General features: G+C 61.7%; 20 protein-coding genes. 9 read left to right on the top strand and 11 right to left on the bottom strand.

Annotated elements, in window-relative coordinates:
• Positions 1–19 precede the first annotated feature (19 nt).
• From BKP54_RS01415 to BKP54_RS01405, 3 genes are read left to right on the top strand one after another with little or no spacing between them, the layout of a single operon-like run.
• The gene (locus BKP54_RS01415; protein WP_084814068.1) at positions 20–1,216 is read left to right on the top strand and encodes an exo-alpha-sialidase; all 1,197 of its coding nucleotides are present in this window, start codon (positions 20–22) and stop codon (positions 1,214–1,216) included.
• Positions 1,213–2,169 carry a 4-hydroxythreonine-4-phosphate dehydrogenase PdxA gene (gene pdxA / locus BKP54_RS01410; protein ID WP_084814067.1) on the top strand — a complete coding sequence of 319 codons (957 nt, stop codon included), beginning with the start codon at positions 1,213–1,215 and terminating at the stop codon, positions 2,167–2,169. The genes BKP54_RS01415 and pdxA overlap by 4 nt, the downstream gene beginning before the upstream one ends.
• 7 nt (positions 2,170–2,176) lie before the next feature.
• Positions 2,177–3,295, top strand: a complete 1,119-nt coding sequence (locus BKP54_RS01405) for an iron-containing alcohol dehydrogenase (protein ID WP_084814066.1) — start codon at positions 2,177–2,179, stop codon at positions 3,293–3,295.
• Positions 3,296–3,468: 173 nt separating this feature from the next.
• Here the strand turns inward: BKP54_RS01405 and BKP54_RS01400 are convergent, their stop codons facing one another.
• The 11 genes from BKP54_RS01400 to BKP54_RS01350 form a co-directional block, all read right to left on the bottom strand.
• Positions 3,469–4,170: a FadR/GntR family transcriptional regulator gene (locus tag BKP54_RS01400; protein ID WP_025430377.1), complete on the bottom strand. Its 702-nt coding sequence runs from the start codon at positions 4,168–4,170 to the stop codon at positions 3,469–3,471.
• A 2-nt stretch (positions 4,171–4,172) separates the two neighbouring features.
• Positions 4,173–5,201, bottom strand: coding sequence for a four-carbon acid sugar kinase family protein (locus BKP54_RS01395; protein WP_084814065.1), 1,029 nt, complete (start codon positions 5,199–5,201; stop codon positions 4,173–4,175).
• Between the two features lie 293 nt (positions 5,202–5,494).
• Positions 5,495–6,841 (bottom strand): adenylate/guanylate cyclase domain-containing protein, encoded by a 1,347-nt coding sequence (locus tag BKP54_RS01390; protein WP_057216838.1) that lies wholly within the window; start codon positions 6,839–6,841, stop codon positions 5,495–5,497.
• A gap of 200 nt (positions 6,842–7,041) precedes the next feature.
• Positions 7,042–7,956 carry a LysR family transcriptional regulator gene (locus tag BKP54_RS01385; RefSeq protein ID WP_084814064.1) on the bottom strand — a complete coding sequence of 305 codons (915 nt, stop codon included), beginning with the start codon at positions 7,954–7,956 and terminating at the stop codon, positions 7,042–7,044.
• A gap of 70 nt (positions 7,957–8,026) precedes the next feature.
• Complete coding sequence (locus BKP54_RS01380; protein ID WP_084814063.1) at positions 8,027–9,571, bottom strand: ABC transporter ATP-binding protein; 1,545 nt, start codon at positions 9,569–9,571, stop codon at positions 8,027–8,029.
• A gap of 5 nt (positions 9,572–9,576) precedes the next feature.
• The gene (locus BKP54_RS01375) at positions 9,577–10,509 is read right to left on the bottom strand and encodes an ABC transporter permease (RefSeq protein WP_057221098.1); all 933 of its coding nucleotides are present in this window, start codon (positions 10,507–10,509) and stop codon (positions 9,577–9,579) included.
• A gap of 50 nt (positions 10,510–10,559) precedes the next feature.
• The gene (locus BKP54_RS01370) at positions 10,560–11,654 is read right to left on the bottom strand and encodes an ABC transporter permease (protein WP_084814062.1); all 1,095 of its coding nucleotides are present in this window, start codon (positions 11,652–11,654) and stop codon (positions 10,560–10,562) included.
• Positions 11,655–11,729: 75 nt separating this feature from the next.
• The gene (locus BKP54_RS01365; protein WP_041693040.1) at positions 11,730–12,656 is read right to left on the bottom strand and encodes a BMP family protein; all 927 of its coding nucleotides are present in this window, start codon (positions 12,654–12,656) and stop codon (positions 11,730–11,732) included.
• Positions 12,657–12,774: 118 nt separating this feature from the next.
• On the bottom strand, positions 12,775–14,085 hold the full coding sequence (locus BKP54_RS01360; protein ID WP_084814061.1) for an amidohydrolase family protein: 1,311 nt from the start codon (positions 14,083–14,085) through the stop codon (positions 12,775–12,777).
• A gap of 176 nt (positions 14,086–14,261) precedes the next feature.
• The gene (locus BKP54_RS01355; protein WP_128090346.1) at positions 14,262–15,032 is read right to left on the bottom strand and encodes an aldolase; all 771 of its coding nucleotides are present in this window, start codon (positions 15,030–15,032) and stop codon (positions 14,262–14,264) included.
• Between the two features lie 356 nt (positions 15,033–15,388).
• Positions 15,389–16,285: a LysR substrate-binding domain-containing protein gene (locus BKP54_RS01350; protein ID WP_084814060.1), complete on the bottom strand. Its 897-nt coding sequence runs from the start codon at positions 16,283–16,285 to the stop codon at positions 15,389–15,391.
• A gap of 160 nt (positions 16,286–16,445) precedes the next feature.
• Here BKP54_RS01350 and BKP54_RS01345 point away from each other — a divergent pair, with 160 nt between their 5' ends.
• The 6 genes from BKP54_RS01345 to BKP54_RS01320 all read left to right on the top strand — a co-directional run bounded on the left by BKP54_RS01345 (position 16,446) and on the right by BKP54_RS01320 (position 24,006).
• Entirely contained in the window at positions 16,446–17,831 is a 1,386-nt protein-coding gene (locus BKP54_RS01345; RefSeq protein WP_025430367.1) for a nucleobase:cation symporter-2 family protein, read from the top strand.
• A 73-nt stretch (positions 17,832–17,904) separates the two neighbouring features.
• Positions 17,905–18,768: a xanthine dehydrogenase family protein subunit M gene (locus BKP54_RS01340; RefSeq protein ID WP_057216850.1), complete on the top strand. Its 864-nt coding sequence runs from the start codon at positions 17,905–17,907 to the stop codon at positions 18,766–18,768.
• Positions 18,765–19,247, top strand: a complete 483-nt coding sequence (locus BKP54_RS01335) for a (2Fe-2S)-binding protein (protein ID WP_025430365.1) — start codon at positions 18,765–18,767, stop codon at positions 19,245–19,247. Before BKP54_RS01340 ends, BKP54_RS01335 begins: the two co-directional genes overlap by 4 nt.
• Positions 19,244–21,550: a xanthine dehydrogenase family protein molybdopterin-binding subunit gene (locus BKP54_RS01330; protein ID WP_057221094.1), complete on the top strand. Its 2,307-nt coding sequence runs from the start codon at positions 19,244–19,246 to the stop codon at positions 21,548–21,550. The genes BKP54_RS01335 and BKP54_RS01330 overlap by 4 nt, the downstream gene beginning before the upstream one ends.
• A complete protein-coding gene (locus tag BKP54_RS01325; protein WP_084814059.1) occupies positions 21,547–22,680 on the top strand; it encodes a GTP-binding protein in 1,134 nt (377 codons plus the stop codon). The genes BKP54_RS01330 and BKP54_RS01325 overlap by 4 nt, the downstream gene beginning before the upstream one ends.
• A 402-nt stretch (positions 22,681–23,082) precedes the next feature.
• Positions 23,083–24,006 carry an amidohydrolase family protein gene (locus BKP54_RS01320; protein WP_025430362.1) on the top strand — a complete coding sequence of 308 codons (924 nt, stop codon included), beginning with the start codon at positions 23,083–23,085 and terminating at the stop codon, positions 24,004–24,006.
• Positions 24,007–24,019 lie beyond the last annotated feature (13 nt).

Genomic DNA, 24,019 nt, shown 5'->3' with positions numbered 1-24,019 from the left:
ACCTGACAGGAGGGCCTAAATGCATCCCGATGAAATCGCTCGCAACATGAACGGCGTGCTTCGATCCGTGTCCCCGGGGCGCGGCGAAGCCTTGTTGCCTTCGCCAATGATCCAGAACCATGCGGCATTCCTGCACTTGCTCGATGACGGTGCGCTCGTTTGCACCTGGTTCGGCGGCACGCTGGAGGGCAAGTCGGATATCTCGATCTTCGCGTCTGTACTGACGCAAGGCTCGACCGCCTGGGGACCGCCGCAGCGACTGAGTGACGATCCTTCACATTCGGAACAGAACCCGGTGTTGTTTTCCGCGCCGGACGGCACTCTCTGGCTGTTTCATACCTCCCAACCATCAGGAAATCAGGATGAATGCCGGATCCGCATGACTGAGGTGGTGCGCGATCCCGCCGACCCACTGAAGCTCGCAGCGCCAAAGGGGCGCTACCTCGACCTGCCGCGCGGGTGTTTTGTCCGCGCCCCTGTCGTCGTGCGCGACGATGGTGCGTGGCTGCTGCCGATTTTCCGATGCGTGCAACGCCCCGGCCAGAAATGGAACGGCAGCCATGACACGGCCGCAGTGGGTGTCTCCCATGATGCAGGCAGGACGTGGCGGCTCGAAAATATTGAACAGTCCACCGGCTGTGTGCACATGTCGCCGGTCGCACTCGGAGGGGAGCGCTACGCCGCCTTCTTTCGGCGCCGTCAGGCCGACTTTGTCTACCGGAGCGAGAGCGTCGACGGGGGGCGGTCCTGGTCCGTGCCTCATGCCACGGAAGTGCCGAACAACAATTCGTCGCTAGCGGCAATCCGCCTGCGCGACGGCCGCATCGCCATGATCTGCAATCCGGTGAACGCGCTTCTGTCGTCCGACCGACGCGCCTCGCTCTATGACGAATTGGGCGAAGATGATGGCCGGCCCGATGCGGATCCAAGCGGAGGCTGTGTTCCCGTCTGGGGGGTGCCGCGCGCACCCGTTGCACTTTGCCTCTCCAACGACGGGGGGCATTCCTTTGCGCTTCGCCAGTCGATCGAAGATGGCCCGGGAACCTGCCTGTCCAATGACTCGACCGATGGCCGCAACCATGAAATGTCCTATCCCTGGCTGCTTGAAGGTCCCGACGGCGCAATGCATCTCGCCTACACCTATCATCGGCGCGCGATCAAATATGTCCGCCTGGCTCCCGGTTGGGACAGTGCGGCTCGACGGAGTGTTTCATGAGCAATATCATCGGCATAACCATGGGCGATCCCTGTGGGGTCGGCCCCGAGATCTCGGTGCGGGCCCTGGCTGAAATGTCCAGCACAGATCGCGCGCAGACGCGCATCTATGGCAATCTGACGACACTGGAGGCCGCTCGATCTGCGCTCGGCCTGGACATCGACCTCACTCCTCATGTCGTTGATCTGCCGATCGAGGGTGCACCGCTGCCCTGGGGGCAACTGAGCCCGGTCGCCGGCGATGCCGCATTCCGTTTTATCGAGAAAGCGGTGCGCGACGCCGAATCCGGTGCGATCGGCTGCATCGTCACCGCACCGATCAACAAGGAAGCGTTGAACCTCGCAGGCCATCACTATGATGGCCATACCGGCATGCTGCGTAGCCTCACCGGGTCGAAGGCTGCCTACATGCTGCTCGCTTCCGAACGACTGAAAGTTATCCATGTGTCGACGCATGTCTCGCTGCAGGAGGCAATCAGAAGGGCGACGACAGAGCGAGTTCTGGCAACGATCAGGGCCGGGGACGCTCATCTCAAGCGCACCGGCTATGCCGCGCCCAGGATCGCTGTTGCCGGCATCAATCCGCATTGCGGCGAAAATGGCCTGTTCGGCACCGAGGATGACGACCAGATTGCGCCTGCGGTTGCGGCCGCGCGCGCCGAGGGTATCGACGCCTACGGGCCGATTTCGGCGGACACGGTTTTCTATCGTGCCTATTCCGGCGCTTTTGATCTGATCGTCGCGCAATATCACGATCAGGGACACATCCCGATCAAGCTGGTCGCCTTCGATACCGCGGTCAACGTCTCGGTCGATCTGCCGATCGATCGTACCTCGGTCGACCATGGCACGGCCTTCGACATCGCCGGAAAGGGCATCGCCGACCACGGCAATATGAACTCCGCCATCGCCTACGCGCGCAAGCTCGTGGCCGGCAGCGCCAAGCAAGGATGACCAGGCCATGACAATTGCTCAAATCACCCTTCATCAACCACGCCGGCTAATAGTCGGCGCAGGTACGGTCGGAGAGGTCGGTGCCTGGGCTGCCGAAGCCGGCTCCGCACTCGTGATCGCAACGCCGATCACGGCAGGCTTTGCAGATCGATTGCGGCTTTCCGGCCGCGTCACTGTCTTCGATGCGATACCCGGAGAGCCCGACATCGCAACGCTGGACGCAGCGCTCGAGGCCGCAAGGCGGTGCAAGCCGGACCTGATTGTCGGTCTTGGCGGCGGATCGGTGCTCGACGTCGCAAAGCTGGTTGCAGCGCTTTGGGATTCGGATCAAACGCTCGTCGATGTCGCTGGCCCCAATCGCGTCGCCGGCCGCAACACTCGCCTGGTTCAAGTCGCGACGACGGCTGGAACCGGCTCTGAAGCGGGCATTCGCTCGCTGATTACCGATCCCGGCAAAGGTAACAAGATCGCAGTGGAAAGCCCGCACATGATCGCGGACTTTGCCGTTCTCGATCCGGAGTTGACCTATTCCGTACCGCCGGCCGTCACAGCGGCGACGGGTGTCGATGCGATGGCCCATTGTGTCGAGGCCTTCACCAATCGTCGGGCGCATCCGATGATCGATGGGTTTGCGCGAATGGGCTTCCATCTTGTCGGCAAATATCTGGCACGCGCGGTCAAGGACGGGACAGATACCGAGGCCCGCGAAGGGCTGATGCTTGCCTCCTATTACGGCGGCATATGCCTTGGGCCGGTAAACACGGCCGCTGGCCACGCCATCGCCTATCCGCTGGGAACCAGGCTCCGCCTGCCGCACGGGCTGGCCAACGCCATCATCTTCCCACATGTACTTGCCTTCAATCGTTCCGTTGCAGCAGAAAAGACGGATGAGGTCGCACAGGCGCTGGGACTGGGCGAGGCTCTTTCGGCGCCGGAACTTCTGAGCGCTGCTCGCGGATTTTGCAGTGATCTCGGCATCGAGATGTCGCTTTCAGCTCACGGCGCGACGTCGAAAGATCTGCCGCTCTATGCCAGCGAGGCGCATGCCAACCGTCGCCTGATGGACAACAATCCTGTTGATATGAGTGTCGACGAGGTGCTGGAGGTCTACAGGGCGGCTTTCTAACGCATGTCGCGGAAATGTGCGCAGCGGCGAGAACGACATGCGCAACAAACAAGTGCCTAACGCGCAGTAGGCGAACCTGAGAGGCTACTGCGCTTTAGGCGCCTTGGGCCATTGCCCAATTTCAAGCGCCTCGGCCAAAGGTCGGGGCGCTTCGCGTTGCGAGTGTCGCCGATTTACCGGGTCGTCTGAAACAACCGCTCGCGCGAGCCGGTCAAGTGATCGTGCATCAACTGCTTTGCCTGCGTGCCGTCACCGGCAGCGATCGCATCGCAGATTGCTTCGTGCTCGGCGAAAACACGCGTGAGGCCGGTTGTCTCGCGCTTGACTGACGCGCCATGGAATTTCATGCCGACGGCAATATGGTCCTTGAGGGCTTCCATCGCGGTCGAGAAATAGCTGTTCTGGGCAGCGCGCGCGATCGCCAGATGGAATTGGAAGTCCGCGTCCTCGCGATGCGACTGTCGGTTGGTCGCGTCCCGCATCAACTCCAGCGCCTGGCGAATGGCGCCAAGACTGGCGTCATCATGGCGTGCCGCTGCTGCGGCTGCTGCTGCCGGCTCGACCGTCAGCCGGAACTCGTAGCAGTTCAGCAGATCCGCGACATTCTCCAGTTGTCCGAAGCCAAGTGGCTCCTTCATGCCGACGGCACGAACAAAACTGCCAGCGCCCCGGCGAGAATAGATCAGGCCCTGGTCACGGATGCGGCGAAGCGCCTCGCGGATGACCGGTCGGGACACTTCGAATTCGGCGGCGAGGTCGTGCTCCGTCGGCAAGCGTTCATCGGGCTTGTAGGCCCCCGATTTAATGGCGCGATGCATCCGCTCGAAGACGAGGTCGGCCAGGCTCTTGCGTGTCGTTCCGTTCTCCAGTCCCATTGTCATCCCATGTTGCGGAGCATTCTGCCCGCAATCTCCCTCAGCGTCCCCGCGTGACCGAATCCTCCGGATTTCGCGATGATGCAATGTCCGTTGGCGAAGGCCAAGCCCAGACCTGGCATGCACTCACCCATTAGCCGGAAACGTTTAATCCCCATCTTGTCCAGCACGGCTTGTGCAGTGGCACCACCGGAAAGAAGCAACGTCGAGGCGGCCTGTGTCAAAGCTGGAAAGACGCTTTCCGCTAGAAGACGGGAGACTTCCTGGGAGGTAATTGCGACATCTCCGTCAACTGCCTGCACAAGAGTGATCAAGCTGCCATCCGAAGACGTGTCGCTCAGGCGGCCATTTGGTGCCGGCAGATAACGCGACTCGAGCGTGGCACGCAATTCTTCAATCTGCGCTAGCGTGATCGGATCACGCGAGCCGATGACAAAAAGTCCGGGCCCTTCTGGGATCTCGGCAGCTAGCGCCTTTGCGTCGCCGGTCATTTGGCGTGCCAGTGCCTCGGCCAATCCGCGCGCACCGATCAGCAGGTCCACTCCCGATTCCTGGGCCGATTGAAGCGAGCGGCTCATTTCTTCCGCGGTCGCGATATCCGGGATCGTCATGTTCCCCGCGTGCCTGCCAAGTTTTTCGGCAATCGATATCGGCGTATCCACCCCAAAGCCCTGTACATGGCCGGCCCTTACCATCCGTCCGAAATCCGGAATGGCGGGAGCAACCAGCGCTGAGCGAAAAGGGATAATGTCGAGCTCGGCAGCGATGTGGCCCTTGAGGCGCGAGTCGATCTTCTTGAAAAGGCGCGAGCCCGGCGGCAACGCGGCAAGCGCCGCAGCAGTTGCTTGCTGCGCTGATACGACATCCATTTCCCGCGAGCCAATATTGACGGACATGACCTGCGGGTGCTCGCTCAACGCCCCGGGGATGGCTTCGACGGTAAGCGCAATCTCAGTATGCAGGCCCCTGCTGGCGAATGGGGCGGCTGCATCCAGGGCGCCGGTCAGATCATCGGCGACAATGGCCAGCATGAAACAAGCTCCAAGAATTTGTTGTTATCTTAATTCCTTCGTTTTTGATTGAAATGTCAAGGAGTTTTGGCTTGCTAATTACAAATAGTTCCTGATAGACCCGGCAGTTTGAAGGCCGTCGAGGAATGACGCGGTGACACGAAATCTAAAGCAGCGTTCGTCAGGTGATCGCGGTCCAGATGGAACCCAGATCAAGAATGCAGTGGCCGGCAGTGGCGCGTGCCAATCGATCTTTGGCGAGTCTTTGCCCGAACGATAGATGAGCTTGTCAGGACCACCGCGAGAGGGATTGATTATCCAATCCCGACGTCTGGCGCTGTAAACGGCGAGGACTGGAGGGAAGGCCTCTGGAGGGGTGTCTTTGCACCGCCGGCTACGGGGGAAGGGACACTGCTATCCACCTCGGTCTGCAAGTACCAGATGTCAATCGGCAACCGCCGGCCAGCGAGCGCAACCTCATTCTGTACCGTCCACAGTGCAGATGGCGCAGGTTTGCGCAATTGTTTGACCAGCGCCGATGAGACAACAAGCGGTGAGCCCAGAACCTTCGTAAGGGCTTCAAGTCGCTGGGCGACATTGACCGCATCCCCTATGACTGTGAATTCGCTATGACACCCGCTGTCCAGGACGCCACCGACGACGGAGCCATAGTGCAAGCCTATGCCAGCGCTTAGGGCAGGATACCCGCCAACCAAATTCTGGTGCTTCCAGTCATTCAACGCATCGACCAGGTCGAGAGCGCAAGCGAGCGCACGGTCTGCGTCATCCTTCATTGCTGTAGGTTGGCCGAACACGGCCATCACGCCGTCTCCGATGAACTTGTCGACGGTTCCGCCGTGGTCGAAAATGATCCCCGAAACGAGATGACGGTATTGAGCCAGCACCGCTGCCAATTGGCGAGCGGGTGCTGTCTCGGCAAAACTGGTGAAGTCACGCAGGTCGACAAACATGATCACGGCATTGCGCCGTTCGAGTTCGAGAGCCGAACTTCCTTCCTGAAGGTCGGCGACAACGAGTGGCGAGAAGAACCGCGACAGATTGAGGCGTCGCCTGTCTGCCAACAGAGCCTCCTTCCGCGTCTTATCGTGATCCTTGGCGAGGAGATAAATTGCAAAGGCGGTGAAGCCATAACTCACCGTCAGACCAAGATCCTGATTGAAAAAGTACGCAACGAACGAGACAGCGTCAGCCGTGTGATGCCTGGCGGCGGTAACCGCGAGCATGCCGATCCAGGCAACAAGGACGATGCCTGAAAAGACAAGAACCAGCCGACGGTCAAGCTTGAGGCCAACATGATTGAGGAGAATGAAAGCGACGACGAGGCTGCTCGTCGTAACATTGTGGTTCTCTGTGACCGGGCCGCCAAGGATATGGGCATAGAGGATCAACGCGACCAGCAGTGCGTCAAGAACGACAAATAGCGTTTTCAGCCAGGATCGTCCGGGCAGGAAGCGGGCGCTCATCACAGATGCGATGCTGATAACCAGATAGCAAATAATGACGGCGAAATGGGTCCCTTCAGCCTCTGCACCCCCGCCCAGCAAGAGATTAGCGAGAAGTATGGCGAAGGCGACGAACCGCAGAAGGATTGAACGGGTTTCCCGCTCGAAGTCCCAGTCAGCGCTGAGTGAAGATCTCATGTTTTCCTCTGGACATGCGGGCAGGCTTCGGGACCTCTCACGGTCAGCCGAGCTCGCATGCTCTCGGTACCATGAAGGGTAACGCGACCCTTATGGGGCCTCCAACGATGGTAAGGTCAAGAGCTTGTGGGATCGCGCCAGGGGCTTTGCATCTGTCGTGCGCATGCATTGCATTGCGGGTTGGGAGACTTGCCGTGGTTTCAATCGCGGACAGAGGATCCAGTACGGTCAGCAGCCCAAGCGACGAAGGCCGCTTTGAGATGCTCGGCCGCGGGCGAAAGGCTGTGCTGGCGCCGCTGCAATAGCGAGACATCTCGCATCACCTCCGGTTCGATCAGGTCGATGGTCGTGACGTGTACGGCGGATGCGAGTTGGCTGGAATTCTCCGGCAGGACGGCGACGCCCATGCCGGCGGCGATCATGCTGATGGCGGTCGTTGAGAAGCGCACTTCGTACTTCGGCCGGAAATTCGGAGCGACGCGGATGAGGTTATGCTCAACGATGCTGCGCAATGGATTGGCGGCGGCCAGCGTGATAAGCGATTCGTCTTTCATCTCCTCCCACCGCACGGACTTCCGTTTGGCGAAACGGTGGTCCTCCCGGCACACAAGCATCAGCTTGTCGCGCAAAAGCGGGGTGGCCGTGATCTCCGGATCCTCTTCAGACAGTGTGCCAACGGCGATGTCGACCTCGTTGCGCTTGAGCGCCGGGCTGATCGCCTCCTCGGGCATGTCGCGGATGCTGACGGAAATCTCCGGATACATGCGCAGGAACCGGGCGATGATCGGCGGCACGATGGTTGCGGCGAGCACGATGGCCGCAGCGACGGTGACCTGGCCGCGCTTCAGCGAGGCATTGTCGCGCACGTCGCCGACGGCGAGCTCCAGGTCCTTCAATATCTTGCGGGCCTGCGGCAGGAATTCCTGCCCGACGAGCGTCAGCGACACCATGCGCGTGTGGCGGTCGAACAGGCGCACACCGATTTCCGACTCCAGGTCCCGGATGAGGATGCTGACCGCCGACTGGGTGAGGTGAAGGTTCCTTGCGGCGATGTTGAACTGGCCGAGTTCGGCCACCGCGATGAAGGCCCTGAGTTGCCGCAGGGTTATATTCATGGACGCGACGCCCTCCTTCGAACATGCCGGTTGTGCGGTTTACATCAAACGATGGCGCGGCCTCTCCTGTCTAGCCCGCAGGTGTCGGTTGCTCAAGGCGATCCGCAGCTTTCCCTGCCATCAGCAGTCCCAGCTCCTCGAGGCGAGAACGGTCCGGCGGCAGTTCCCCAAGGATTTCGCCGTGGCACATCACGAGGATCCGATCGCAGATCGCGAAGAGTTCTTCGAGTTCCGTCGAGATCAGCAGGATCGCTCTGCCGCTGTCGCGCTGCTTCAGCATCTCCTCCATGACGAATTCCATCGCGCCGATGTCGATGCCACGGGCGAGCTGGTTGACGAGAATAAAATCGGGATTGCGCGCCAGTTCACGCGCGACCACCAGCTTCTGCTGGTTGCCGCCGGAAAGGTCGCCGATCCGCTGGTTCTCATCGCGGGACTTGATGCGGAAGCGCTTGATGAGATCGCGGGTATGCGTGCCGATCGTGCGCCGATTGAGCATGCCGCGGGCGGCAAAGGGCGGTTGGTCGTATCGCTGGAGGATGGTGTTCTCGCTGAGCGAGAGCGAAAGCACGATGCCATGCTTGTGCCGATCTTCCGGGATGTGGGAAAACCCACAAGCATTGATGCGGGCGGGGTCCAGGCCGGTAATGTCCTTGCCGTTGAGTACGACGCGGCCCGAATCCACCGGCAACAGGCCCGCAAGCGCCAGTGACAATTCGCTCTGGCCGTTACCGGAAACGCCGGCGATGCCGACGATCTCGCCGGCGTGCACATCAAGGCTGATGCCGCGCACGGCCGGAAGCCCGGTTTCGCTACGACAGCTGAGGTTTTCGACCGACAGCACGAGCCGACCGGCGGCGGCAGCGTCGCGGACCAGCTCCATGCCAACGTCGCGCCCCACCATCATGCGGGCAAGGCCTCGCGCATCCGTGTCGTCGACGCCGACGGTATTGACTACGCGCCCGTCGCGCATGACGCTGATACGGTCGCTGACCCGCATCACCTCGTCGAGCTTGTGCGAGATGAAGACGACAGTCTTCCCGTCGGCGGCCAGGTCACGCATCAGGCCAAGCAGGCGGTCGGTCTCCTGCGGCGTCAGCACAGCGGTGGGCTCGTCGAGGATGAGGAGATCGATGCCGTTGAACAGAGCCTTCAGGATTTCGACGCGCTGCTGCTCGCCGACGGAGAGATCTTCGATGAGGGCGTCAGGGCGGACGTCGAGCGCATAGCGATCGCTGAGCTCGCGGATTTTCGCATGGATCTTGTCCATGTCGTTGATGATCCGGAACGCTGATCCCTGGCCGAGGATATAGTTTTCCGCGACGGTGAGGTTCGGCACGAGCATGAAGTGCTGGTGTACCATGCCGATGCGCTGGCGGATCGCCTCGCGCGGGCTGTTGAAGCGAACGGGCGCGCCTTTGTAGACGATCTCGCCCGCGTCGGGTCGCACCATGCCGCAGATCATACTCATCAGCACGCTCTTGCCGGCGCCGTTTTCACCGAGCAGCGCGTGGATCTCACCCTCCTCGATTTGCAGCGACACGCCGTCGCTGGCGATGATGGGGCCGAATCGCTTGTGGATATTATCGATGCGCAGGAATGGTTTGGGGGACATGTCCGTTACCTCATCTCGTAGGGCTGGCCGAGCTTGCTCGGCGCGGCGCCCTTGCCGCGAACCACGACCAGCGTGATGATCGTCATGATGTAGGGAAGGGCTTGCAGGACCTGGTAAGGCACCACGATTGACGCCTGTGCCTGGAGCATCAGTTGCAGGGCATAGAAGAGGCCAAACAGCAGCGAGACGAAGAAGGCCCCCATTGGCGACCACCTCGCAAAGACCACGACGGCAAGCGCGATGAAGCCGCGCCCGGAGGTGATGCCCTCGACGAACTGGTTGGAATGACCGAGCGTCAGGAATGCGCCGCCGAGACCTGCAAGACCTGTGCCGACCATCACTGCGGCGTACCGGTAGGTCGCGACGTTGCGGCCGGCGACGTCGACGGCCTTGGGGTGTTCACCCACAGCACGCAGTGTCAGTCCGAAGGAGGTTCGATTGAGCACGAGGGTGGCGAGGATTGCGACAAGGATCGTGCTGTAGACGATGAAGTTCTGCCGGAAGAAGGCTTCTCCCAGGAAGGGCAGATCGCTGAGCCAGGGGATATGGACCGGCTGGGCGATCTCGATGCCCTTGCCGGTCGAGACATAATAGGTGCGGAACAGGAAGGCGGTGAGGCCCATGCCAAGCAGGTTGAGTGCCGCGCCTACCACGATCTGGTCTGCCTTGATGGTAATTGTGAAGAAGGCGAAAACCAGCCCGAACAGCATGCCGCCGCCGACGCCGGCAAGAAGGCCGAGCGGGATGCTGCCGGTGGCGAAGGCGGCCGCGAAACCGCAGAACGCGCCGACCAGCATCGTGCCTTCCAACCCGATGTTGAGCACCCCCGCCCGTTCGGAAAAGACCTCACCGATCGAGGCGAAGATGAGGGGCGTCGCGAGCCTCCAGGCCGCGCCCATCAGCGCCGCGAGGAAGGTGAAAAACATCATGTCGTCCATGGTTGCGGACCTCTCTTGATCATCTTCATCCCTTGCGGGGAGCGGTTTGGCTAACGCAGGCTCGTCAGCACACCGCGGAACTTGGCGAAGGCCACGACTGACAGGATGACGATGCCCTGAATGACGAGGACGAGAACCTGCGGGACCTGCGATGTAATCTGGAGGACCTCAGAGCCGGACCGTAGCATCGCGAAGAGCCCGCCCGACAGGATCGCGGCCAGGGGATTGTTGTTGGCGAGCAACGCCACGGCGATGCCTTCGAAGCCGTAGCCCGGTGAGATGTTCTGATAGAGCCGGTGGGTGACACCCGCGACCTCGAAGGCGCCGGCAAGCCCGGCCATCGCGCCGCTGATACAGATGGCGATCATCACGTTGCGGCGCACGTCCATGCCTGCATAACGCGCCGCATCCGGGTTGAGGCCGACGACGCGCAAGGCAAAACCGCGGCTGCTGCGTTGCAGGAAAATATAGAGTGCGACCGCCAGCACGATGGCGACGAGGATACCGATATGGAGGCGCATGTCCGAGACGATGCGCGGCGTCCAGGCCTCGCGCACCAGCCGGGCCGATTGCGGATAGGCGGCGCTTGCGTCCCTCATCGGCCCGGTGACGAGATAGCTCGTCAGGATGAGGGCGATGTAGTTGAGCATGATCGTGGTGACGATCTCGCTCGCCTGGAAGCGTACCTTGAGATAGCCGGCGATGCCGGCCCAGGCGGCGCCTGCCAACGCGCCCGCCAGCATGACGAGCGGGGCATGGATCCAGACAGAGAGGCCATCGATGCTGGTGCCGACGAAGGTGGCGGCGATCGCACCGACATAAAGCTGCCCCTCAGCGCCGATGTTCCAGATGCTGCACCGGAAGGCGACACAAAGCCCTGCGCCGATCAGGATGAGCGGCGTCGCCTTCAGCAGGATTTCGCCGATCGAGCGCGCATCCTGGAAGGAGCCCATGATCATCACCGTAACCACGTCGGTCCCAGTGAAGCCGTTCAGCCACAAAAGCGCCGCGCCGAACGAAAGGGCGACAAGGACCGCGGCGATCGGGGTCGCAGCGCTGATACCCGCCTGCGAGAGCGTCCGGTAGAGAGCGTGGGCTGCTTGAGGATACACGTGATCACGCGCTCCCTGGTTTACCTGTTCCATGGATCGGTCCCGATAATTGTGTGGCATTGAATGGTTCGCTGCGACCAGGCATGGCCGGTCGCAGCGAAAGGCCCGTCACTGAGTGTCTGTCTTGATCTCACCGGCGGCGATCTTGTCGCTGATCGCTTTCACTTCAGCGCGGATGTCTTCCGGCACCGAGACCGGGCCGTCATCGCGGAAGGTGAAGGAGATGACCTTCGGGTCCTTCAGCCCGAAGACGACGTTTTGCGTGGGCGGGCTGCCTTCGTGAATTGAGCGCACAACTTCCACCACGCCCTGCGCATAATCGGCGACGTAGAGGCCGAGAATGTTGTTGGGCGCAACCTCGGTAAAGTCGCTGAAGATCGAGAAAGAGCGCACGTCCGGCCCGGATTCCGAAATCGCCTGGTAGCCGCCGACGGTGGCCCCCGAGGCGTTCGGCACGACGAAATCGGCACCCTGCGAGATCATGCTAAGCGCGGCCTCCTTGGCGGCCGTCGTATCGGTGAAGTTGCCGATATAGGCCTCGCTGATCGGGAAGTCCGGGTTCACACTCTTGGCGCCGTTTTTAAAGCCGGCGAAGGCCTGCTGGATCGGTGGGATCTCCATGCCGCCGACGAGGCCCGCTTTTTGGCCCATCTTCGCGGCGATGACGCCCATCAGGTAGAAGGGCTGGCTCGTATCGGTGTTGAGGCCGATGACATTGCCTTCATGGATACTGCTCGACGAGATCAGGAAATAGGTGTCCGGATAATCGAGTGCGACTTCGAGTGCTGCGTCCTGGAATTCAAATCCGTGGCCCAGGATTACCTTGTAGCCCTGGCTCGCGTAGTCGCGAAAGGCCTTTTCGAAGGATGCCGGATTCTGTTGCAACTCGACATAGCTGATCTTGGCGCCGAGCTGGTCTTCAACGCCCTTCAGCGCATTGTAGCCGATCCGGTTCCATCCCTCTTCCGAAACGCTACCGGGCACGAGAAGGCCCATCTTGAAGTCTTCGGCATGCGCAATGTCCGGCCGGATCATTCCGGCGAGGGCCAATCCGAAAATGGACGCAAGCAGCGAGCGACGTGAAAATGCAGTTTTCTTCATTTCATTCCTCCCATTAGATTGTCGTTTCAATCCCCCCGGAGTCGCCGATCGGTTATGCGTCCTCCTTCAAGCGGCTGTTTTCGACGCGCATGAGCGCGGTCGTCGTTTCTGAGACGAGGCGTCCCCTTGAGAAGACAAAGGCCTGATCCGGCCCGCCGGCAATCAGCGTGTCGGTGTCGAGGCAATCTGTGACCACGAAGTCGGCCCGGGCGCCTGCGCGCAGCCCATAGTCCTTGCCTAGCCCCATCAGACGGGCTGGCGCCGTGGTGATCATGCGGTGGGCCGCGGCAAGCTCGTCGCCGCGCAGGTGCCCCGCAAGCAGCGTCCAGCGGGCGATTTCGAGCATGTCGCCCGAGCCGGTCGGCACGAACGGATCCTGGATATTGTCCGAGGCCGTGGCGATTGTGATGCCGGCGCGATGCAGTTCGGCGACCCGGGTCAGCCCGCGCGGCGGCAGCATCTCGTAATCACGCCCCTGCAGGTAGAGGTTTGCGGCCGGAAGGGTAACGACACCGACGTCGAGGGCAAGGATGCGCTCGACGATGCTTTCGAATTTCCGGCGAGGCAGGGCGCTCAAGACCGAGACATGGCTGAACACGGTGCGTCCCTGCATGCCGAAGCGCTCCACCCGGTCGAGGGCGGCATCAATGAGGTGGACACTGGCGTTGAGGTGCTCGTCGAGATGCAGATCAACCGGCTTGCCCGCCTTGACGGCGGCCGAAAACAGGATGTCGAGATAACGTGGCGGGTCCTCGGAAACGGCCGGCGTTCCGCCGACGGCATCGGCGAGCGCCACCGCGCCGTCGATGTTTTGGCCCAGCCAGTCGAAGTCCTGGCCCGGGTGCGGCGTCATGAACGCAACGAGCTGGAGGGTGATGCGGTCTTTCGCGCCATCGCGGATGCCCGCCAGCGTCTCGATGCCGTGGAAACCGGCATCCTTGTCGACGTTGATATGGCTGCGAATGGCCGTCGTGCCGCGGGACAGGCATCGCTCAACCGTGCGCGTTGCCCGCTTGTGAATGTCGTCGGGACCAGCGGTGCGAGCATACTTGGCAAAAGCCTCGCGGGCGCCCTGGAGCGTTCCTGATGGATTGGGCGTGAACCGCAGCACGCCGGTCTTGTCGAGATGCTGGTGCGCATCGACGAAGCCCGGCGAAACCAGCATGCCGCTGATGTCGACGCAGGCGCTGCAAGAGATCGTGTTGAGAAAGGGTTCGACGACAACGAACCGCCCGTCGGCGCCCACGATGATGTCGCTGATCGATTGCGTGCCATCGTCATGGATGATGGTGCCGCCAGTGAGCGCAAAGGACTGACCGGCGGCCAGGTTTGCGAGCGACGCAATTGAATTGTCCCGTGCCATTCGTCCCCACCTTTTTGTTGTGAGGCGAAACTAAACACGCACCGTTAATTTAAACAAATTCATTATTTCAATGTTTTAATGAATAATTCGTAACAATCGGGGGCGCCTTGCCCGTTCGCTTCGCGGTCGGGGTCGCACGCCCACCTATCCAGGCCAAGACGTGCGACGTCCGATGTTCAATGTCGATATTGCGGTTCTTCCGCGTTCAGCTGTCGACGGATGGCGGCGAGATGCGCACGCGCGGAGGCGGCATCTCCCTCCCGTATCTGCCGATAAGCGGCTTCAGCGATTGCCGGATCGACGGGGCAGACCGTGCGGCCCGTGGACATCGCAAGGACCTGCACTTGCGCCGCCCGTTCGAGGTAGTAAAGGTCATCCCAGGCCTCGGCGATGGTCGGTGCGAGCACCAGCACGCCGTGATGTTTCATGAACAGGATGTCCGCATCGCCCAATGTTCCGGCAATGCGAGCGCCTTCGCGGTGATCGAGCGCAAGGCCGTTGTAATTTTCGTCGACGGCGGTGCGGCCATAAAACTTCAATGCCGTCTGCCCCGCCCAGATCAGCGGCGGACCGTCCGTCATCGACAGAGCCGTCGCATAGGGCATGTGCGTGTGGAAGACGACCTTGGCGCGCGGCAGGCGCCGGTGGATCTCGGCGTGGATGTAGAAGGCGGTAGCCTCCGGCTCGCCTTCACCCTCGACGACGGTGCCATTTAGATCGCAGATCAAGAGTTTCGAGGCGGTCAGCTCGCGGAAGGCGTAGCCATAGGGGTTGACGATGAAGAGATCGTCGTGCCCCGGCACAACTGCGGAAAAGTGGTTACAGATGCCTTCCTCAAAGCCATTGCGCGCCGCCATGCGGAAACAGGCGGCGAGCTCTTCCCTGGCGGTTCGGATGGTGTCTGTGGAAAGGTCGGGGGGGGGTCGGTCGGCCGGAGGCCTCAGAATGGTCGGCGCGGTCTTTCAGGGAGTGGGCCATGGGTGCTCCTGATCGGGTGTGGCTGGGAGCGGCGGCTGGCCGAGGTGCGATGGTGCGTCGGAAGCCGCGCGCAGAAAAAGACTACAAAGTCCTCTGCGCCCTGCCTGCCCACGCAATGCGCAGTCCAGCAGCGATACCAGATAGCGCTGAATATTTTGTCCGGTCAACCACGGTATTTGTGCAGCGCCGGATGATGAATTGCTGGACTGCAATGGATTTGCTTCAAGCATGTCGCGCAACAGCGTGCAGCGGTTTTGCGATAACGACATGCGCAAAAACAAGAGCTTAAAGCGCGGAAAGCGAATCTGAAAGATCGCGACGCGCTTTAGTGCACGGCCTTCAGAAGGAAGTCGCGGAAGCGTCGGGCGGCAGGCGAGAGCGAGCGGGCCTGTTTCTGGATGAGGCTGACCTCGCGCCGGATGAGTGGTTCGGTCGGCGTGCGCACGATCAGCCCCATCGATGTCGCCAGCCGCACGACCGCCGAGGTCATGATCGCGACGCCGAGGCCGGCTTCGACCATGCCGATAATGGTCAACGGCAGCGCCACCTCCTGCATCGTCTTGTCGAGCGGCAGCACAATGCCGTTACGGGCCAACTCGCTTTCCAGACGGTCACGAATGGGGTTGCCGCGCTGCGGGCCGATCAGCTTGCGCTCAGCAAGATCGGTCCAGCGAAGCTCAGGGCGTTTCACCAGAGCATCTTCACAATGCAGTACCACCAAGAATTCGTCAGTCGTCAGCCGGGTGCCGACCAGGTCGGTGTCTTCCTCCGGCACCGTGCCGACGCCGAGGTCGGCAGTTCCGTTGGCGACATAGTCCAGCACCGCCTTTTCGGCAACGTCATGCAGGGCGACGGTGATTTCGGGGTAGAGCTTGCTGAAGGCATTGATCAGCGGGGGCAGCAGCAGCGCGGCCTGCACGGTGCCTGCCGCAATCGAGACCTTGCCGCGTCGAAGCGCGTTGAGCTCCCGTGAGCTTTCCACCATGCCCTCGATGTCCGCCACGGCGCGCGACGCGACCGGCAGAATGTCGATGCCGGCCTGGGTGAGGCGCAGGAGACGGGTATGTCGGTCGAAGAGGCGGAGATTGAGATTGGTTTCAAGTTGCCGCACCAATGTGCTGACCGCCGACTGTGATGAGCCGAGCTTGTCGGCGGCCAGCGTGAACTGCCCGAGATTGGCCACCGTGACGAAGGCCCGAAGCTGTTTCAGCGTAATGTCCATGCTGTCTCATTCATTCAGTTACTAGATGAATAAATATAATTATGCCGATTGTTTGCTGATTTGGCCAGCCGCATGATCCTCCTCGTACGGCGTGCGGTGACATAATCACGAGGCCACGAAGCCCCACCGCGCCGGAAGCTATTCGCTGGGAGGAAAGCGAATGTCCAATCCTGCAACGACGGATCCCGTCGAAAAGATGTATCCGATCCCGAGCCTTTTTGCTCTGGGCCTGCAACACGTTCTCGTCATGTATGCCGGCGCAGTTGCCGTGCCGCTCATCATCGGCAGCGCCTTGCATCTGCCGAAGGAACAGATCGCCATGCTGGTCAGCGCAGACCTGTTCTGTTGCGGTCTGGTGACCATCATCCAGGCGGTCGGCATCGGCAATGTCGGCATTCGCCTGCCGATCATGATGGGCATCGCTTTTACCGCGGTTCCCTCGATCATCGCGACGGGCACCAACCCGGAGCTTGGGATGCCCGGCGTCATCGGCGCCGTGATTGGATCCGGCGTCTTCACGCTTCTGGCAGCACCCTATTTCGGTCGATGGGTGCGGTTCTTCCCGCCGATCGTCACCGGAACGGTCATGCTGATCATCGGGCTGTCGCTGATGCGCGTCGGCGTGAACTGGGCGGCCGGCGGGCAGCCGATGATCAAGGGGCCGGACGGAATGATCCCCAACCCGGCCTACGGTGCGCCTTTCGCGCTAGCCGTCGCAACGATCGTGCTCGTCGCGATCCTGCTCATGACGCGGTATCTCAAGGGCTTCCTGTCCAATCTCGCCGTGCTGCTCGGCATCGGCGTCGGTTTCGCCATCGCGATTGCCGCCGGCAAGGTCAGCTTCAGCGGTGTGGGGGATGCCGATTGGGTCCGGATCATTCATCCGCTCGCATTCGGCTGGCCAATATTCGAGTTCTGGTCGATCTTCTCGCTCTGTGCGGTCATGACGGTGATGATGGTCGAATCGACCGGGCAGATCCTTGCGGTCGGCGACATGACGGGCCGCAAGATTTCCCAGGCGGATCTGGCGCGCGGCCTGAGGACAGATGGTGTCGGCAACATCATCGGCGGCATCCTCAACACCTTCACCTATACGACCTACGCGCAGAATGTCGGCTTGTTGCAGATCACCGGCGTCATGAGCCGCTGGGTGGTGGCGACGGGCGGCGTCATCCTGATCCTGCTCGGCTCGCTGCCCAAGGTCGCCTTCATCAGCGCATCCATCCCGAGTTATGTGGTGGGCGGTGCGGCTATCGTGATGTTCGGCATGGTTTCGGCCACCGGCGTCAAGATCCTGAGCAAGGTGGATTTCACCAACAACCGGCGCAATCTCTATATCGTGGCGGTCAGCGTCGGTCTCGCCATGGTGCCCGTGGTCGCCGACAAGATCTTCGACCAGCTGCCGCAGGCGCTCGAAAAGTTCCTGCATAGCGGTGTTCTCGTCGGCACCTTTGCCGCGGCACTTCTCAACATCCTCTTCAACGGCATTCCCGCCAAGGAGCCGGAGGAGCCTGAACTTAAGAACGCTGCGCCCGACGCGATTTGAAGAGCACCCGACACATGTCCGGCGGCATCGCGTCGCCGGAACCCCGCCGGAACCCCGAACGAAGGGAAATCCCATGAGACGCTTTGAATACCATCGGGCGGAAACGCTGGAGCATGCCGCTCGTCTACTCACCGAGCTCGGCGACGACAGCTTTTTGTTCGCCGGCGGTACGGACCTTCTGGTTGAGATCAGGGAGAGGCTGCGGCGCGTGCGCAATGTCGTCGATATCAAGCAAATCCCCGGCCTTTCCGAAATCACCTATGACGAAACGCGGGGCCTGACCTTCGGCGCGCTGGTGACGGTCGGTCGCCTCGAGCGTCTGCCGTTGGTGGGCGCGCGCTATCCGAACCTTAGGGCCGCGTTCGCTTCGCTGGGCTCCATCCAGGTGCGCAACCGCGCCACTGTTGTCGGCAATATCTGTCGCGCCTCACCCTCGGCAGATACGATTCCGCCGCTAATCGCCGACGGGGCCTTCGTGCACATCTACAGCCGCACGAACATGCGTGTGATCCCGCTTTCGGAATTTTTCACAGGCCCTGGCAAGAGCGTGCTCGCCAAGGGCGAGATCGTCACCGGCATTACCGTGCCGCCGGCGCTCGAAAACAGCGGCAAGGCCTATCTGAAACACGGCCGCCGAAAAGCGATGGAGCTCTCCACGGTCGGCGTCGCCGTCAGCCTGACCATGGAGGATGGCGTGTGCAACGACATCCGCATCGCGCTTGGTGCCGTGGGTGCAACGGTACTGCGTGCGCGACAGGCCGAAAGCGTGCTGCGCGGCACGGCGCTCGACGCTGCAACAGTCAAGAGTGCCGCCGCGAAGGCGATGGAGGAGTGCACGCCGATCAGCAATGTGCGCGCCAGCGCCGATTACCGCCGCGACATGGTCGGCGTGCTGACCGGCCGCGCCATCAAACAGGCATTGGAGGCTTTCGCATGAAACGGATCGTCGAACTCACCATCAACGGCGAGCCGCGCGACATGGCGGTTGATCCCTGCCGCTCGCTCCTGGACGCGCTTCGCGACGACGTCGGTCTCACCGGCACCAAGAAGGGCTGCGACGTCGGCGACTGTGGCGCCTGCACCGTGCTCGTAGACGGCGAGCCGGTCAACGCCTGCTTGATGCTTGCCGTCGAAGCGGAGGGCCGCGCGATCGAGACGGTCGAGGGGCTTCAGCCGGGCGTCGATACGCTGCATCCCCTGCAGGATGCCTTCATGCGGCACGGAGCCTCGCAATGCGGCTTCTGCACACCGGGCATCCTGATGATGGCCAAGAAGCTGCTCGACGACAATCCGCGGCCCACCGACGAAGACATACGCTTCGGGCTCAGCGGCAATATCTGCCGCTGCACCGGCTACACCAAGATTTTCGACGCGATCAAATCCGCCGCGCGCGAGATGGAGGCAGCAAGATCATGAACATGACGACCCCAATCGAAAAGCGCGACTTCAAGATCGTCGGCAAGAGTGTTCGCCGCGACGACGTGCTCGAAAAAGTGACGGGCGAGGCGCAGTATACCGGCGACGTCAAACTGCCCGGCATGCTGCACGGCAAGATCAAGCGTGCGGCAATCGCCCATGCTCGCATCAAGAGCATCGATATCAGCAAGGCGCTCGCCTATCCCGGCGTCAAGGCCGTGTTGACGCATGAGACCGTGCCGCGGGTTCTGCATTACGGCTCGCCACACCCGCGTTCGGCCTCCTGCACCAAGGACCAGTATATCCTCGACGACCGTGTGCGGTTCTGGGGCGAGGGCGTCGCCGCCGTCGCCGCGATCAGCGAGGAGATCGCCGACGAGGCGCTGGACCTGATCGAAGTCGAATACGAGCCGTTGCCGGCGGTGTTCGAGCCAGAGGAGGCCGCACAGCCTGGCGCACCACTGATCCACGAGGTCGGGCCTGGCGGTAACCTGGTGCTCGATCCGGTGCGCGTCAGCCGCGGCGATGTGGAAGCCGGTTTTGCCGAGGCGGATTTCGTGCTCGAAGGCGTCTTTTCCGGCGGGCGACCACATCCGGCCTACATGGAGCCCAATGTCTGCATTGCCGACTGGGACGGTTCGAACAAGCTCACCTTCTGGACCTCGACGCAGACCTCGTTCATGGTGCGCGGCATTCTTGCCGAAGTCCTCGGCCTGCCGCTCACCAAGGTGCGCGTCATCGTCGACCATATGGGCGGCGGCTTCGGCGCCAAGCAGGACCTCTTCCAGCACGAATTCCTCTGCGCGCTGCTCGCCAAGGAAACGCGCAGGCCGGTGAAGATGGAATTTACCCGGCACGAGACCTTCGTTGCCGGCCGCGCCCGCCATCCCTGCAAGATCTGGCTGAAACAGGGTTTCCGTAACGACGGCACCATCGTCGCGCGCGACATGAAGCTCGTCTACGACTCCGGCGCCTACGGCTCGCACGGGCCGGGAGTGACAATCGTCGGCACCACTGCTGCCACCTCGCTCTATCGCTGCGAGAATGTGCGGCTGGAGGGACGTTGCGTCTACACCAACACGCCGATCAACGGCGCCTTCCGCGGCTATGGCGTTGTGCAGAGCTATTATGCGCTCGACATCCAGATGGACGAGGCGGCCGAGCGTCTGGGCCTGGACCCGGCCGAGCTGAAGCTGAGAAACGCGGTGCGTGCGGGCGACATTGCGCCCTCCGGCCACCCGATCATCGGCCACGGGCTGGAAATGTGCATCAAGCACGGCGTCGACGTGGTCGACTGGAAAGCATTGCGCAATCGCGACCGCACGCCGGACCCGAAGCGCCCGCACATCCGCAAGGGCTGGGGCATCGGTTGCGAGATGCACGGGTCGTCTGCATACCCGGGCATCAAGGAACAGGGCAATGCCACCGTGAAGGTCAACGAGGACGGGACCGTGACCCTCCTGACCGGCGCTGCAGGCCTTGGCACCGGTGCCCATACCGCGCTGGCACAGATTGTCGCGGAGGAACTTGGCGTGCGCTTCGAGGATGTCGGCATCATCCACGGCGATACCGACGTGGTGCCGTGGGATATCGGCGCGTTTGCCAGTCACACGACCTATCTCGTCGGCACAGCTGCGAAGATGGCCGCCAGCAAGGTCCGCGCTGCTGTTCTGGAGCGGGCGGCAATGAAGCTGCAGGTTTTGCCCGCCGACGTCGATCTCAGTGAAGGAAAGGTCTTCCTGATCACGGATCCCACCAGCGTTATGACAGTGGCCGAGGCGATGGGTCCCTCGCGCGGCATTCCTGCAGCCAATATCGTTGCAAACGGTACCTATGAGCCGACCAAATCCTACTCCTTCGCCGCGCATTTCACCGAAGTGGACGTGGATACCGATACTGGCATCGTCGAGGTCAAACGTGTCGTGCCGGTGCATGACGTCGGTCGCGTCATCCACCCCATCGCCGCGCAAGGTCAGATCGAGGGCGGCATCCAGCAGGGTATCGGCCATACGCTCACGGAGGACTACGTGATCGACAAGACGACCGGCCGGTCCCTTAACGCCGGCCTCGTCGACTACAAGATGCCGCTGTCGATGGACATGCCGGAGATCGAGACGATCATCCTCGAGGCGGCCCCTGATCCGGGCGGCCCGTGGGGGGCAAAGGGCGTCGGCGAGGACCCGATCATCGCGATCGGTCCGGCCATCGCCAACGCCATCCATGACGCCATCGGCGTTCGCTTCCGCCACTATCCGATCACTCCGGAAGACATTCTGAAAGCCTTGAGGGAGAAGGGCGCATGAACATCCATATCGAAGCTGCGAACCAGCAGAAGCTCCCGATCACGATCCTGACAGGGTTCCTGGGATCGGGAAAGACGACGCTGCTCAACTACATCCTCACCGAACGGCACGGCCACCGCATCGCGGTGATCGAGAACGAATTCGGCGAGGTGGACGTCGACAGCGACCTGGTGCTTGCCTCGGACGAGGAAATTTTCCAGATGCAGAACGGCTGCATCTGCTGCTTCGTCGACGTGCGCAACGACCTGATCGACGTGATGAAGAAGCTCCTCAGCCACAAGGACAAGTTCGACCACATCATCGTCGAAACCTCCGGACTTGCCGATCCGACGCCTGTGGTCACCGCCTTCTTCGTTGACCGCACCGTCGCCGACGAGGTGGAGCTGGATGCGGTGGTGACGCTGGTGGATGCTAAACATATCGACCAGCACCTCTACGATCCGGTGCTGGACGGCAGCGACAACCAGGCGGTCAACCAGATTGTCGCGGCCGATCGGATCATCGTCAACAAGATCGACCTTGCCGGCGAAGAGGCGCTTGGTTCGCTGGAGAGCTCGCTGCGCAAGCTCAACCAGACGGCGCCGATCCTGCGGTCGAGCTACGGCGTCGTCGAACTCTCCAACATCCTCGGCATCAACGGCTTCCGGCCGTCCTATGTGCGCGACCGTGCGGAAATCCTCGACATCGACCTGGACGAAGACCACGACGCGCATCACCACATCCACGCGGACTGCCACGATCCAGCCTGCGACCACCCCGACCATGACCACCACCACCACCACCATGATCATGGCCATGCGCACGAGCCCGTTCGCCGCCCGCACCAGCACGACGCGACGGTGAAATCCCATTCCTTCGTCTATCCGGACCCCTTCGACCGCGAAAAGCTTGCGACCTTTCTGAAGGGCTATCTCGGTGCGCACGGCGACGACATCTTCCGCACCAAGGGCATCGTTTCGGTCGCCGATGATGATCGCTTCTTCGTCCTCCAGGCGGTGCACAAGCTGGTCGATTTCCGCCCGGACCACGCATGGGGCGAGGACAAGCGGAAGTCGAAATTCGTCTTCATCGGCCGCAATCTCGACCGTGACGGCATAGACAGAAACTTGCGTGCATGCCTGGCGATCTAGCGGCACTTCTCCCGCCGCGAACACCGCTTGCGCAAGTCCCTCTGTCTGAACCGCCCGCGCGCCCTCCAGCGCGCGGGCGGTCGCTGCCGTTGGCGGAAAAAAAGCATTTAAAAACAATACGTTAGATTGATTTTTTTATTGACATAAAGCCCGTCACGTGGTTTCCTCGACAGCGAGTAGAAGCACCGACAATTGCTCACCGTCTGTTGGAAGATGAGGCCGCGATGTCGATGCTCACGAAGAATGGAATACCCGTTGGTTGCAGCCGCGCTGCTGCATCCGCACCAGCTTTCCTTCCCCGTCATCGGCATTTCCTGAGATCGCGGATCCACGCCCGCTTCGGCCGGCCTGGTTCACTGCGCGGCCCCGCATCGACCGGACCCTCTACGACAGGAGAACGCAATGATAATTGATCTAAGCTGCTACCCCACCGATTTGGTGGATCTGGCTTGGCGCCATGACGGGGCGCCGTTCACCGGTGAGCGGCTGCTGCAGATGATGGACGGCCCCTATTACGTCAACGGCAAGCCGCGCCGTATCGACAAGGCCTTCATCCAGCCGCCGCAGGGCAACACCATTTATACCCACGAGGTCATGGACCTGGAAGGCAAGGCCGCCATCCGCCAGTACATGGCCTATACGGAAAAGATGGTGACGGAGCATCCCGACCGTTTCCTCGGCTGCTTCGTCTACAACCCGCGCTACGGCACGGCAAATGGTGCCGAAGAGATCGAACGCTACGCCAAGGAGTTCGATTTCAAGATGGTGCAGCTCCAGGCGAACATGCACGCCTACCGCCCGGACCGCGCGCTCGATTGGCTGCGCCCGGCCATGAAGAAATGCGCCGATCTCGGCCTGATGGTGAAGGTGCATACCGGGGACGGTCCGTATTCAATCCCGACGGAGTTCTACCCGATCATCCGTGAGTTCCCGGAAGTGAACTTCATCCTGGCGCATTTTGGCGTCCAGACCGGCGGCGTCTATGTGTTCGAGCCGATGCAGATGGCGCTCGACACGCCGAGCGTCTACGTGGAATCCGGCTGGTGCCTTCAGTCGCGTATCGTCGAATTCGCCAAGGTCCTGCCCAAGCACAAGATCCTCTTCGGTTCCGATACGCCGCCGAACGAGCCGGGCATGTGGATCAACCTTCTGGAAGTGCTGTGCCACGAGCCGCCGCAGGGCCTCAACCTCGATGAGGATACGCTCGAAGATTATCTCGGCAACAACGTCGCCCGGATGATCGGGCTGGAAGCGACGAAACCACCGGCCACCGTCGAGGAAGCCGAGGCGTATCTGCGCCAGCACGGCGTAGCACTTGCCGCGTAAATTTGAACGGAGT

The organism is Ensifer sp. 1H6 (assembly GCF_001976035.1).
Classification (GTDB): domain Bacteria; phylum Pseudomonadota; class Alphaproteobacteria; order Rhizobiales; family Rhizobiaceae; genus Ensifer; species Ensifer canadensis.
The sequence above is the reverse complement of the archived record's forward strand: the minus strand, read 5'-3'. Positions and strand labels throughout refer to the sequence as shown.

Bases quoted from the DNA above. Each gene is read 5' to 3' on its own strand.
- BKP54_RS01325 (WP_084814059.1), top strand. From the start codon at position 21,547: ATGAACATCCATATCGAAGCTGCGAACCAGCAGAAGCTCCCGATCACG.
- BKP54_RS01345 (WP_025430367.1), top strand. From the start codon at position 16,446: ATGTCCAATCCTGCAACGACGGATCCCGTCGAAAAGATGTATCCGATC.
- BKP54_RS01405 (WP_084814066.1), top strand. From the start codon at position 2,177: ATGACAATTGCTCAAATCACCCTTCATCAACCACGCCGGCTAATAGTC.
- BKP54_RS01395 (WP_084814065.1), bottom strand. From the start codon at position 5,201: ATGCTGGCCATTGTCGCCGATGATCTGACCGGCGCCCTGGATGCAGCC.
- BKP54_RS01380 (WP_084814063.1), bottom strand. From the start codon at position 9,571: ATGTCCCCCAAACCATTCCTGCGCATCGATAATATCCACAAGCGATTC.
- BKP54_RS01335 (WP_025430365.1), top strand. From the start codon at position 18,765: ATGAAACGGATCGTCGAACTCACCATCAACGGCGAGCCGCGCGACATG.
- BKP54_RS01400 (WP_025430377.1), bottom strand. From the start codon at position 4,170: ATGGGACTGGAGAACGGAACGACACGCAAGAGCCTGGCCGACCTCGTC.
- BKP54_RS01350 (WP_084814060.1), bottom strand. From the start codon at position 16,285: ATGGACATTACGCTGAAACAGCTTCGGGCCTTCGTCACGGTGGCCAAT.
- BKP54_RS01360 (WP_084814061.1), bottom strand. From the start codon at position 14,085: ATGGCACGGGACAATTCAATTGCGTCGCTCGCAAACCTGGCCGCCGGT.
- BKP54_RS01390 (WP_057216838.1), bottom strand. From the start codon at position 6,841: ATGAGATCTTCACTCAGCGCTGACTGGGACTTCGAGCGGGAAACCCGT.
- BKP54_RS01365 (WP_041693040.1), bottom strand. From the start codon at position 12,656: ATGATCCGGCCGGACATTGCGCATGCCGAAGACTTCAAGATGGGCCTT.
- BKP54_RS01370 (WP_084814062.1), bottom strand. From the start codon at position 11,654: ATGGAACAGGTAAACCAGGGAGCGCGTGATCACGTGTATCCTCAAGCA.
- BKP54_RS01330 (WP_057221094.1), top strand. From the start codon at position 19,244: ATGAACATGACGACCCCAATCGAAAAGCGCGACTTCAAGATCGTCGGC.
- BKP54_RS01415 (WP_084814068.1), top strand. From the start codon at position 20: ATGCATCCCGATGAAATCGCTCGCAACATGAACGGCGTGCTTCGATCC.
- BKP54_RS01385 (WP_084814064.1), bottom strand. From the start codon at position 7,956: ATGAATATAACCCTGCGGCAACTCAGGGCCTTCATCGCGGTGGCCGAA.
- pdxA (WP_084814067.1), top strand. From the start codon at position 1,213: ATGAGCAATATCATCGGCATAACCATGGGCGATCCCTGTGGGGTCGGC.
- BKP54_RS01320 (WP_025430362.1), top strand. From the start codon at position 23,083: ATGATAATTGATCTAAGCTGCTACCCCACCGATTTGGTGGATCTGGCT.
- BKP54_RS01375 (WP_057221098.1), bottom strand. From the start codon at position 10,509: ATGGACGACATGATGTTTTTCACCTTCCTCGCGGCGCTGATGGGCGCG.
- BKP54_RS01340 (WP_057216850.1), top strand. From the start codon at position 17,905: ATGAGACGCTTTGAATACCATCGGGCGGAAACGCTGGAGCATGCCGCT.